At 53.7% G+C, this 11,912-nt stretch carries 8 protein-coding genes; 2 read left to right on the top strand and 6 right to left on the bottom strand.

The features are described from left to right. The first annotated feature begins 12 nt into the window (after positions 1-12). Entirely contained in the window at positions 13-1,038 is a 1,026-nt protein-coding gene (locus tag DCW36_RS10430) for a PorP/SprF family type IX secretion system membrane protein (RefSeq protein WP_114778573.1), read from the top strand. A 408-nt stretch (positions 1,039-1,446) separates the two neighbouring features. Here DCW36_RS10430 and DCW36_RS10425 read toward each other — a convergent pair whose 3' ends face one another. The 4 genes from DCW36_RS10425 to DCW36_RS10410 all read right to left on the bottom strand — a co-directional run bounded on the left by DCW36_RS10425 (position 1,447) and on the right by DCW36_RS10410 (position 7,160). Then, entirely contained in the window at positions 1,447-3,540 is a 2,094-nt protein-coding gene (locus DCW36_RS10425; RefSeq protein ID WP_114778572.1) for a sulfatase-like hydrolase/transferase, read from the bottom strand. 55 nt (positions 3,541-3,595) lie between these two features. Further along, positions 3,596-4,240: an SGNH/GDSL hydrolase family protein gene (locus tag DCW36_RS10420; RefSeq protein ID WP_114778571.1), complete on the bottom strand. Its 645-nt coding sequence runs from the start codon at positions 4,238-4,240 to the stop codon at positions 3,596-3,598. 67 nt (positions 4,241-4,307) lie between these two features. Beyond that, positions 4,308-5,972: a hypothetical protein gene (locus tag DCW36_RS10415; protein ID WP_114778570.1), complete on the bottom strand. Its 1,665-nt coding sequence runs from the start codon at positions 5,970-5,972 to the stop codon at positions 4,308-4,310. A gap of 42 nt (positions 5,973-6,014) precedes the next feature. Continuing rightward, entirely contained in the window at positions 6,015-7,160 is a 1,146-nt protein-coding gene (locus tag DCW36_RS10410) for a glycoside hydrolase family 43 protein (protein WP_114778569.1), read from the bottom strand. A 289-nt stretch (positions 7,161-7,449) separates the two neighbouring features. On the opposite strand from DCW36_RS10410, the gene DCW36_RS10405 reads away from it, so the two are divergent. After that, positions 7,450-9,024, top strand: coding sequence for a sulfatase family protein (locus DCW36_RS10405; RefSeq protein WP_114778568.1), 1,575 nt, complete (start codon positions 7,450-7,452; stop codon positions 9,022-9,024). A 267-nt stretch (positions 9,025-9,291) separates the two neighbouring features. On the opposite strand, the gene DCW36_RS10400 is transcribed toward DCW36_RS10405, so the two are convergent. Together DCW36_RS10400 and DCW36_RS10395 are read right to left on the bottom strand one after the other, a co-directional pair. Beyond that, positions 9,292-10,236 carry a metallophosphoesterase family protein gene (locus DCW36_RS10400; RefSeq protein WP_114778567.1) on the bottom strand — a complete coding sequence of 315 codons (945 nt, stop codon included), beginning with the start codon at positions 10,234-10,236 and terminating at the stop codon, positions 9,292-9,294. A 9-nt stretch (positions 10,237-10,245) separates the two neighbouring features. Beyond that, positions 10,246-11,706, bottom strand: a complete 1,461-nt coding sequence (locus DCW36_RS10395) for a sulfatase family protein (RefSeq protein ID WP_240676122.1) — start codon at positions 11,704-11,706, stop codon at positions 10,246-10,248. Positions 11,707-11,912 lie beyond the last annotated feature (206 nt).

The following is an 11,912-nucleotide window of genomic DNA, read 5'->3' as shown; positions in this document are numbered from 1 at the left end:
GGAGGCAACGCCATGAAAAAACTTTACATCCTGCTTTTCGCTTGCATAGGCTTCGCATTACCCGGTCGGGCGCAGCAGAAGCCGCACTACGGGCAGTACATGCTGAACAGCTATTTGTTCAACCCATCGCTTACCGGTATCGAGAACTACACCGACGCCCGCATGAGCTACCGCAACCAGTGGACGAGCATGGAGGGGGCGCCTGTTTCGATGTACCTGTCGGCGCACGGCCCGCTGAACAAACGGGACCGGAGCAGCTCCATCCTGTCGTTGCCGGCACAGGGGCAGAACCAGATTATCAACAAAATCCGCTATAAAAAGGAAAACGACTTTGCGCAGCTCAGCTCCCATCATGGCCTTGGCGGCACGATCTTTATGGATAAAATCGGTATGGAAAAACGCTTCGGCATGACAGCCTCCTATGCCTACCACCTGCCTGTGCAGCGAAACATGAAACTGTCTTCGGGCATATCGGCCGGCTTTACCCGCTACAGCATGGACATGGACAAGCTCGACTTCGGTCCGCACGCCGACCCCGTTATCGGGCAGTACCAGAAAGCGCTGCTGCTACCGGAACTCAGCCTGGGCACCACCCTCTACGGCAAGAATTTTTACATTGGGGCCGCTGTAACACAGTTGCTCCAGGACCACATTAACAAGTACAGCCTGTCAGGCAACAAGCAAAAACGGTTTGTGAATCATTATTACCTAACGGGAGGAATTGAGCGCCGCCTGACACCGGAGATAGCCGTTACTCCTTCGGTGCTGGTGAAAAAAACAGATGCGAGTCCTGTGTTTATTGATTTGAACCTGCGGGTGTCGTACCTGCGCCAGGCCTGGTGCGGGGTGTCGTACCGGCACCAGAATGCCGTTGCAGCCCTGGTGGGGTATAACTTCAATACATTTATGACGGTGGGCTATGCCTACGAGGCTGTTTCCTCCAACATCAGCCAGTACAGCTCCGGCACGCATGAGCTTATGCTGGGTTTTGTACTGAGCAATTCATACCGGACGGTTAATCCGGGGGAGTATAAGTGAGGGATTTCTGCCATCAGACACTCGCAGGAGCTGCGCACACTGCGAGGTCTTTTGCAATTGTTATCGGTGCCGTAGGCAGAAATTTTATTCTTACCCATATTCAGTCCCCCCGACAAAATGCCTGTGTTCAGCCCTGACGGGGGCCACGGCATGGGTGAAGGCTCCCTGCTATTCTTACTTAAAATTGATACCTGTTTCTATGCAACCAGCCAGGCAATTATCAAAAAAGCAGACTCCCCGCCCTGGACAAGGCTAAGCTTGGAGGGTAAAAATGGTACTATTAAATAATTCCTGCCACCAGTTACAGCTTCGCTCAAAATGGCGGTATTATCGGCGCAACTGGCGCAAAAGCAATTGTTCTAAAGAGCAGAGGCTGTGGTGGCAGGTGCTGAGGACTTTTTTAGCTCCCTATTGCGCTATACTGGCATCCCGGGCAAAAGCAGCTGCCGGAACAGGTTGCTTCGTAATGCCAGGTCCTTCCCATTGCAGGTCCAGCGACTGTTTGCCGGTTGCTTTGTTGGTATAGTACAGCCGGAACGGGTGGAGGCCGGCTTTTAGCAGGACTTTCCCCTGGCGCTCCGTGCCCGGCTTGTAGCCGTAGTCGGCATCGATGATGGTGGCCTCGTGCAGGCGCAGCAGTACACCGGCGTCAGCTTTAAGGGAGAACGTGTAAGTGCCGTCTTCGGGCACGCGCAGGTAACCCTCGTAACAGAGCACTCCTGCTTTGCCCTTTCCTGCCACAACCGGGTCGGGTTGCGCAGCCTGTCCTTCGGCAGATGCCTGTAGCCCAGCTACTTCCGGGAGCCACAGGAAACTACCCGCATATGCTTTCCAGGTCAGGCCTGCTTTTGTGTTCCTGTCTCCTACAGCAGGCACCGGCTCGTTGTCATAAGGGCGTGGCGCTTCCGTATCCGGACGGCGCAGCTGAAGCACTTTTTCTTTCAGCTGCTGCTGCAGCGCTTCCATGCCCGGTGCTTTGGCCAGGTTCTTTTTCTCCTGCGGGTCCTGTACTACGTTGTAAATCTCAAAGTCGTCGGCGTGGGACTTCACATCGTAGCGCACGCCCACATGGTCGCCCAGGCGGAGCAGCTGCATCTGGTTGCGCCTGCGCTTGCGGTGGGCAGGTGCAAACTCCGGGAAAGCAGGTGTGGCGCCTCCGTTAAAATACTCCACATACACCAGGCTCTCCATTTGCTGTCCCTTGCCGGTTAGCGAAGGCAGCAGCGAAACCCCATCCGTATTGGCGGGTGCCGGATAACCGGCGGCATTGGTAAAAGTGGGGAGCCAGTCGTAAGCGGCATTGGGCGTCTGCACCATGCGGTTGGCTGGTATCTGACCGGGCCACCAGGCCAGCGCCGGCATGCGCACACCTCCTTCCCACACATCCCGCTTCACGCCATCAAACGGACCGAAGCTGTTAAAGAAGTCGGGGTTATTGTCCATTTTAGGCAGGTACGACTCCAGCGACGGGCCATTGTCGGAAGTAAATACCACCAATGTGTTGTCGTCTATTTTAAGGTCTCTGAGCAATTGCAGGATGTCGCCAACGGCATCGTCGATGCGGCGGACGGAGGCGGCGTAGCGTTTGTACACATCAGGCCAGGCTACTTCTGCTGTTGCCGGATTTTTGTCGTGGTCGTAGGTAGCGTTGGCGTAGTCGGGGTGCACCCAGGAGTCGATGGTGCCGGAGGCGGTGTTAATCATCTGCCCGGGCTTGCCCAGCCACTGCAGACCGCCCTTCAGTCCGCCGCCCGCAGGATAAGCCTGGGTGGGATACTGTAAGATGGCATGAGGCGTATCGTAAGCCAGGAATACAAAGAATGGCTTTTCAGATTTTTTGCCTTTTACCTGCTCCGTTATCCACTTTTTGGTGGCGGCGGTCCAGAGGTCGGCGGTGTAGCATTTGTCGAGTCCCGCTGAAATTTCCGTGCGGTTCTCCCACACTTCTTTGGGGCCTTTGTGCGGTCCTTCTTTCGGGTAATGCTCGTGCCCGTCGCCGTGGCGCATGTAGCCTAGGTAATAGTCGAAGCCCCGGTTAAGCGGGTGGGCGGGCCAGTCTGTTCCTTTCCCTTTGCCCTGCAGTCCCCATTTGCCGATAGCTGCCGTGGCGTAGCCTGCCGTCTTTAACACGGAAGCAACGGTATGGTTATCGGCAAGGGCTTTATCAAACTGGTTGTCGCGCACGTTGGCGTGGCCCTGGTTCTGGCCCAGCAGGAAGGAGGCCCGTGAGGGTGCACAAACCGGTGCGGCGCAGTAATGGTGCTGCAGCACGGCGCCCTGTTCCGCCATCTTATCGAGTTGCGGCGTGAAGTTCCAAGGCTCGCTTCGGTCGCTTGCTTTCTGCCGCTGCTGCTGGAACAGCACCCCCAGGTCGCCGTAGCCCAGGTCGTCGGTCAGGATAAAGATGATGTTCGGCTGCTTTTTCTGCTGCGCCAGTACAGGGGCGGCAAAAAAGCTTCCTGCCAGGAAAAGGCTGACTGCGAGGTGGTATATGATTGTCATGGGAGTTGGTGTACTTTGCTATTTAGCACTTCCGGAAAAGTCCCGGCTGCTTCTGTTATAAGATGCTGTTTTGTAAGGCCTGACTTATAAGCTTTGCCAGCTCCTGGTAACCTTCTTTGGTATAATGCACATCGTTGGGAGCCACCGCAAATTTTTGGTGGATTTTCCTGGAGTTCGAATAGATATCGTTTACCTTTATTCCATTTGCCTGCATTACCGCTTTGGCAACGGCATTATATTTTTCAGCGTCTTCCACAAATCTGCCCGGCTCATTTTCCGGAACGTAGGTTGTGGTAACATACACCAGCTTAGCGTTTGTTTTCTTCAACACCTTTACCAGCGCCTCCAGGTTAGCGCTGTACTGGTCCAGGTTAGTTGTTAATTTACCCTTCACCTTATCTCTGCCGGCTTCACCTTTTACCTCGGGCAGGCGGTAACACAAATCCCAGAGGCCCCAGTTAAACTGGATCACATCCCAGTCCTCCTTTCCCAGCCAGTCGTTTATGTTTTTAAGACCGGTGCCGGTGTGCTGTGCATTACCTTTGTTGTGCACCAGCAAAGCCTTTCCCGCCAGCTGTTCCTGTACAAAAGGGAAGTAACCGATAGAAATAGAATCTCCGATAATGAGCACTTTCTTTTTAGGCGGCGCCCAGCCGGAAAACAACATCACAAGGGCAAGGAGTATGGTTATTCTTCTCATGGCTAACGTAATGGCTATCGTTTTAGGTCGTCTGCACCTGCCACCACAGCCACTGCACAGCGTTTGGTTATAAGTTCTTCCGAAGATCATTTTCCAGGTTCATCAATACCTTGGCCGGATACACAACGCTGTTGAGCCACAGAGGCAAATTATGTTCTGTAAAAAACGTGGGATACTCCCCCTCATGGGCCTGCTGCACTACCGTAAAGGAATTGGCAATAGCTTTGGCTTTAGCCAGGTAGAGCGGTTTCCTGGTTTCTTTATAAGCATGCCAGTAAGTGTCAACCATTACACCGGCAGCGCGCCCTACCGGGTACCAGAACACGTACTGCTCCTGCACACTCGGCGTTATCCAGTCTTTAGAACTGCGGCCGGGGGTTTTGTTTGTGGCGGCATAGGCACGTGGCTGCTCCCACACAACAAACTGGTCTTCGGAGAACCGCACCAGTTCTTCGGCCAGCTGTACATGGCCCGGGTTATCCCTGCTGTTGTTGAACAGGTAGATGGCCAGGTCGCAGGCCTGTTCGCGGCTCAGGTTCCTGTAAGGCGGGCGGGCGTATACATCCTCAAACTGCCCCTGCCAGTCGAATGTTTTTACCGGATGCTCCATAATCCAGGCGAGCGCTTTCCGGGTGGCACTCTCTAAGCCGGCCACCTGGTAATCGTTTTTCAGGCGGTCGAAGTAATTGATAACTGCGGTTGGGATAACGATGTTATCGGCCACCGGTTTGTCGGTGGCATGATGCACAAACTGGTACCAGCTCCCTTCAGGCATCTGGTTTTTCAGGTACGTTTTTGCAATGTTCTTCGCCGCCTCCAGGTATTTGGCGTCTTTCGTGAGGTCATACAAATCCAGGAAGGCAACGCCGGCATCCACTCCCATCACGGTAAAGTTGTTCACGGGATTCATGTGCGACCTTTTCGCTTCAGCCGGAAACTTTGTCCCGTGGTAGGTAGGCACAAAAAACTCCCAGGCGGTGCCGGGCTTAAAGCGGATGCCGAGCATAAAATCTGCCACGATGCGGGCCAGCTCGGTAGCTTTCCGGGCTTCAGCGGTATTGGGTTTCAGGCGGGCGTAGGTAACGGCTCCTATTACCAGCGCACTCTGAATTTTGGCCGGGTAGCGGTAGTTCAGATAGCTGGGGTCCGGTTTTTTGTGGGTAAACCAGTACGTTACATAAGCTTCGTTCATGAGGCGCTCCAGGGCGAGCATGGCGCTTTTGTCGTAGGGCAACACAGCCTGGCGGTAATTTCCAGTAAACGGTGCGGCCCGGTAATGCTTTCCTGTACCGGCCAGCCCAAGGTTTTCGCCGGAGGCGGAGAGGCCGGTTACCCTGATCTCGAAATTGCCTACCGGTACTTTTGCCCACACCGGGCTCAGGGCTTCGTATGGCGCTTTGGCTTCGAAGCTGTAGGTCTGGTTTCCGGCTTCGGATATAACCTCGTAACGGTAGGTAACAGCATTGGCAACAGGCTTGAAATCGAAAGCCGGAGCATAGATAAACCGTTTGGCTGCTTCGTTCCAGAACGGCACTTTACCAGGTACACCCGGTCGCACCGGCACCGTCGACTCTTCCAGCGCCAGTTCCGCAAAAGACGTTTGAACTGTGCTTTCAGCTACCGGCGTGCCGGTGCTGCCTGCCACTGCTCCTGCCGGTTCCGCCGGTTTACAGGAATGCAGCCCGCCCGCCAGGGGCAGCAAAAAACAAAGCAGTAATTTTTTGTTCATCATATCATATAGCTCATGCTTTGCCGGGCTGCCAGCGAAAAGAGTTTAATTTTTTACAAGTGGTAATACTTTTGGTGTCGTACTGGGGCCTTCCACTACTAATTTTCCATCCGCCTGTATCTTCATCTTATCGATAAACACGACCCGTTCCTTGCCTGTTGCTTTGGTACGGCCGTGGTAAACACAGTACAGCTGTTTACCGTCGGGCGAGTAGGCAATGCTGTTATGGCCTGTACCGGTTACGTCGCCACCCTTATCTGTATTTTTCTCCAGTACCGGGTTGTTGTTGGCTTTCAGGAAAGGGCCCAGGGGATGCTTTGAGGTGGCATAGCCTACGGCATAGTTTTCGCCGCCAAAGTGATTGGCCGAGTACATCATGTAGTATGTATCGCCGTGCTTAAAGGTATAGGAGCCTTCGGTCCAGCGGCGGTTTACTTCTTTGGAGGTAACCGAACGGCTTTCCCACTCCGCCTGGGCATCGTTCATTTTAACGGGCGGACGCAGCAGCAGCACCGGTTCGCCTGTTACGCCGCTGAAATCAGGCTTAAGTTCGACCCCATAAATCCAGCTTTCCTCTATTTCATCAAACAGGTTTGTCTTCTTTGCCCAGGCGGCTACTTCGCTTTCCACCGGGTGCTTGTAGCAGCAGCGCGAGTAGTACAGGTACATTTTACCACCCGGTTCAAAATACACATTCGCATCTATAATTGGGTACCCCGGGTCGAAGAGCGGTTTGTCGCTGATGTTTTTAAAAGGGCCGGTTGGTTTATCTGCCACGGCTACACCAATCCTGAAGTTTTCGAGTTCATTGGTCGGATTGTGCCGCCAGTCGGCACTGTAAAACATGTAGTATTTGTCTTTTACCCGGTATACTTCCGGCGCCCAGAAGTTTTTTACATCCCAGGAGCCCGGGGTATTGCCGTAAAATACCTGTCCTTCGTTTTTCCAGTTCACCAGGTCCGGAGACGAGTAGGTGGCAAACCCTGCTTTTGCTCCTCCCCCCGTGCCGTACATGTAATACTGTTTGCTGGTCTCGTCATACATCACATACGGATCGCCGAACTTTACCTTTAACGGGTTTTGATACATAGCAGCTTCCGTTTCTTCCGGTAAAAACTGCCGGGCCAGGAGACTGATACCCGTCAGAAACAGGGCAATACCCAAAACAAAAAATACTGTTCTCTTAAGCATAAGTTAAATGTTATAATGATGATGACTAAAAAACAAAAAGGTGGATTTAAATAACCGCGAGGGCTGCAGGTTTACACTAAATTTTAAGTCAATATTAATATTCCTCCCGGCAATTCCAATTCAAACGACTATCGTAACAGCAATTTCAACAAAAGTGATAGCAGCTGCTCCCGGTATGGCTTTATTTTGAATAAAGAAACCTGGAACCGAAAATCAATAGATTTCATGCAGGATCTGCGGCACTTAGAGCAGCCACTTGCCTGCCAACCGAACTTAACTATACCCTTTTATGAACAAAACCTTAACAAGCTTTCTTGTACTTTTCCTGGCGCTGTCCGGTTTACACTGCGCCGCACAAAAGAGAACGGGCTCCCCTGCAACAGCCGGTAAACAGCCGAACATCCTCGTCATTTTCACCGACGACCATGCCCTCCGGGCCATCAGCGCCTATGGCTCCGACCTCACCAAAACCCCGAACATCGACCGGCTGGCTAAGGATGGCATGTTGTTCCGGCATGCCATGGTAACCAACTCCATCTGCGGTCCCAGCCGTGCCGTGCTGCTCACAGGCAAGTACAGCCACCTGAACGGCCTGGCTACCAACCAGCCAGGGGAAGTTTTTGACGGTTCCCAGACCACCTTTCCGAAACTGCTGCAGCAGGCAGGCTACCAGACTGCCATTGTTGGCAAATGGCACCTGCACTCCGACCCAACCGGGTTTGATTTCTGGAAAATCCTGCCTGGCCAGGGCGATTACTACAACCCCGATTTCCTGACAGCCAACGGACGTAAACGGGAGCAGGGGTATGTAACCGATGTTATTACCAACGAAACACTGAACTGGCTGGATAAAAAGCGTGACAAAAGCAAACCTTTCCTGATGATGTTCCAGCACAAGGCCCCACACCGCGAATGGCTTCCGGCTCCGGAACACCTCACCCTGTATAAAGACAAGAAATTCCCCGAGCCTGCCACGCTCTTCGACGATTACGCCAACCGCGCCAGCGGCGCCCGCAACCAGGAAATGGAGATCGGAAAGCATATGCGACTCATGTCAGACAACAAGTTGTTTGAGCCAAAACATGCCGCCAAAGCACCAGGCAACCCGAACAGCCCCTACGGGCGCATGCTCCCGGAGCAGTGGCAGCCTTTTTACATGGCTTACCAGGAAGAGAATGCAAAGTTCCTGGCCAGCAAACCAACCGGCAAAGACCTGGTACGCTGGAAATACCAGCGCTACCTGCAGGACTACCTCCGGACGGTAGCATCTGTTGACGAAAGTGTGGGCAAGGTACTGGATTACCTGAAGCAGGAAGGGCTGGAGGAAAACACCATCGTGGTTTACAGCTCCGACCAGGGCTTTTACCTGGGCGAGCACGGCTGGTTCGACAAGCGCTGGATGTACGAAGAATCGCTGCACACCCCACTGATCGTACGCTGGCCGGGCGTAACCAAACCTGGCTCCGAGAACAAAGAAATGGTACTGAACCTCGACCTGGCCGAAACGTTCCTGGAAGCCGCCGGCGTACCTGTTCCCCACGAAATGCAGGGCCGGAGCCTGGTGCCCCTGCTCAAAGGCCAGACGCCCAAAGACTGGCGCCAGGAGGTGTACTACCACTACTCCGAATACCCTAAGCCGCACCGGGTTCCGCAGCACTTCGGCATCCGCACCGATCAGCACAAACTCATTTACTACTATGTATTGAACGAGTGGGAGTTTTTCGACCTGAAAAAAGACCCGCAGGAACTGAAGAGCGAGTACAACAACCCGGCCTATGCTGCCAAAATCAAACAACTGAAAGAGCAGCTGCACAGCCTGCAGACAAAGTACCAGGATCCGGTTGCACGTAACATCAACTTTTAGAGCAACTTCCCGATGAATGCCAACACCTGGAGAAGTAAACTCCGGCGTATGCTGAAGCACTTAAGAGGCCTCCGCATACGCCCCAGGCAGGAGGATAAGGAGCTGCTGCTTTACCAGCACCAGGTCCTGCACCAGTACGATACCTAAACAAGGAGCAGTGGCTCTGGAGGCAGGAGCAGAAACACTTTTAGTCTTCTGCACCTGCCTCCAGAGCCACTGCTCTTCATTTTTAAGTTCTGGAGTTACACCTATCCCAGCTACTTCCACTCAATAGGCAATCCATTCATGCGAGGAAGAGCCGTCGGCGAAGAGGTCCAGAACAGCGAAGGCGGGTTTGAATTCATGGAAGTCGCCTTTCCACCAGTTGCCCGATACGGCTCCGTTTACCAGGTATTTCACGCCCAGGAAGTTCAGCTCCTCCTGCATGTGCAGGTGGCCTGCCAGGCATAGCTTTACGTTTTTGTGCTCGTTAAACAGGTTCTTTATCTCCCAGGCATCCTGGTGCATCAGTGCCCTGCGCTCCCACTCTAATTTAGCAGGCTCATCCTTTTTTAGGCCGTTAAAGAACTGGCTGCTGAAGGTGAGCAGCGGAATGTGCGAGAGCACCAGCACGGGCGTCTGCGACGGCACGTTTTGCAAATCGTTCTGGAGCCAGTCGAACTGCTGCTCGTCCAGTTTGGCCATGTAATTGAACTGGTCGGTATGATGGGTGCTGTCCAGCACCACAAAATGCCAGCCGCCTTTGTCGAAGCTGTAGAACCTGTTGTCCAGCCCGAACGACTCCACCGCCCACTGCTTCCCGTAGCGTTTGTCCTCGGTGACGGCTTTATCTTTCTTCCTCCCCCACCCCCACACGTCGTGGTTGCCGATGCAGCTGACCACCGGCAGGCTGTTTTCGCTTTTAAGCACGCGGTGCCACAGGTCCCACTGCTCCCTGGTTTTCGCCTTGTCTTTGTTCAGGGAATCGAAGATGGAATCGCCCCCGTTCAGGATGAGGTCCGGTTTCGGGTTGAGTGACTGGGCAGCATGCAGCGCTCTTTCAAAGCCTTTGGCGGAGGGGCCGCCGGGCTGCAGGTGCACATCGGTTAAGTGCACCACCCGCAGCGACCGCTTTTTAGCAGTTGCAGCAGAAGTTGAGGTTAAACCTGAAGGAGCACAAGCAGAAAGCGTCAGCGCCGCACCCGTCAGTTGCAGAAATGTTTTACGGTTCATGTTATGTTATCAGAAAGGTCCACCCGCAGTTACGCTTATCGCTTTCTCCCCGCCGGGCATGTTGCCGCGGACGCCTTTTGTTTCCAGTGCCTTTCCGGTTTCGCGGTCGTACCAGTCTTTGGTCAGGTTGCCGGGGTCGGTATCGGCGGTTTCGGTTTGCCATTGCTGCATCACTTTCCGGAGCTCTTCCAGTTTTTTGGCGTAAGCAGGCTGACCGGCCACGTTGTTCAACTGCAGGGGGTCCTTACGATGATCAAACAGCTCTTCCTGCGGCCTGGGCGCCAGGAAAATATCGGCCTGGGCGGCTGTTAGTTTACCGGCATCGCGCAGGTTCTGCAGGTCCTTGAGCGCCGGCGTGGTGCTCGTGCCCGGGTCTGAATTAGCCAAGTGCGGGCGCAGGTTCAGCACATACAGGAAATCTTTGGTCCGCACCATCCGCTCCATGGCCTCCAGGTCGTGCCAGTTGTGCTCGGAAAACACATAGTTCCGGAAAGGCTGCGAAGGGTTCTTGAGCAAAACCGAAAAGCTTTTCCCCTGAAAATTGGGGCCGCTCTTTACACCGGCCAGTTCTAAAAAGGTAGGCGCAATGTCGATGGCGCTCACCAGGCTTTCGCTCACGGCGCCTTTCTTCGTGATGCCTTTGTTCCACTTTATCACAAAAGGGGTGCGCATGCCACTGTCGTATACCCGCGTTTTGGCCCTCGGAAAAGGACGCCCGTTATCGCCCATCACCAGGATGATGGTATTGTCCAGCACGCCCTGCTTTTTCAGCTCCTCTTCTACCTTTCCGATAAAATGGTCGAAACGGGTTACTTCGTCGTAAAATTTGGCCATGTCTGCACGGGTAGGTGCGGCGTTGGCCATGTAGGGTGGCGGTGTTACCTGGTCCGGGGTATGGGTGCCGCTGAAAGGGTTCTCGCCCCAGGGACGGTGTGCATCGTCAGCGGCAAGCCACAGGAAGAAGGGCTTGTCCTTGGGTCTTTCCTGCAGTGTGGTCACCCACATGTCTTCGCCGCCGTTGCCGTTCTGCTTCTGGTTGAGGTGCAGCTTATGAAAAGCCCGCTTCGGAGGTTCGCCCAGGTGCCATTTTCCGGCCTGCGCGGTGTAGTACCCGGCCTGCTGCAGCAGCTCCGGGAATAGGGCAATTTCGTTTGGCATGACGGTATGCAGTTCTGCCGCGCCGGTATTGTGCGGGTACCGCCCCGAGATAATGCTGGCACGGCTTGGGGTACAGGAACTGGTGGCTACGTAGGCATTCGTAAAGCGCAATCCTTCTTTCGCCAGACGGTCGATGTTGGGTGTTTTTACTTCTTTGTTCCCATAGCAGGCAATGTCGTCGGCGCCGATGTCGTCACCGATTATCAGCACAAAATTGGGAGCGTCTTTGGCAGGCTTTTGCGCCCGGGCATTCTGCTGCAGCCAGGTGAGGCTAAGCAGAAAAACTATGGATATTAATACTAATCTCTTCACCAGATATAATTTAGTAGAGGTTAAGGTCATAAATTTTGTATTGTTCAGAAACTGCCTTTAAAGCTCTTTTTCCTGTAATAGAAGGTAATGATATTAAATAATCTGCCCCTTTGTGTTGGCAAGACGTCGATAATGGTAGGGACAGGTCGCGACCCAATGCCGTCAACTTAAGTATCTTGATAAGTAGATTGTCATTTCGACCACCG

The organism is Botryobacter ruber (assembly GCF_003347595.2).
GTDB classification, from domain to species: domain Bacteria; phylum Bacteroidota; class Bacteroidia; order Cytophagales; family Hymenobacteraceae; genus Pontibacter; species Pontibacter ruber_A.
This window is presented reverse-complemented; position numbering and strand designations above follow the sequence as displayed.

Bases quoted from the DNA above. Each gene is read 5' to 3' on its own strand.
- DCW36_RS10430 (WP_114778573.1), top strand. From the start codon at position 13: ATGAAAAAACTTTACATCCTGCTTTTCGCTTGCATAGGCTTCGCATTA.
- DCW36_RS10425 (WP_114778572.1), bottom strand. From the start codon at position 3,540: ATGACAATCATATACCACCTCGCAGTCAGCCTTTTCCTGGCAGGAAGC.
- DCW36_RS10420 (WP_114778571.1), bottom strand. From the start codon at position 4,240: ATGAGAAGAATAACCATACTCCTTGCCCTTGTGATGTTGTTTTCCGGC.
- DCW36_RS10415 (WP_114778570.1), bottom strand. From the start codon at position 5,972: ATGATGAACAAAAAATTACTGCTTTGTTTTTTGCTGCCCCTGGCGGGC.
- DCW36_RS10410 (WP_114778569.1), bottom strand. From the start codon at position 7,160: ATGCTTAAGAGAACAGTATTTTTTGTTTTGGGTATTGCCCTGTTTCTG.
- DCW36_RS10405 (WP_114778568.1), top strand. From the start codon at position 7,450: ATGAACAAAACCTTAACAAGCTTTCTTGTACTTTTCCTGGCGCTGTCC.
- DCW36_RS10400 (WP_114778567.1), bottom strand. From the start codon at position 10,236: ATGAACCGTAAAACATTTCTGCAACTGACGGGTGCGGCGCTGACGCTT.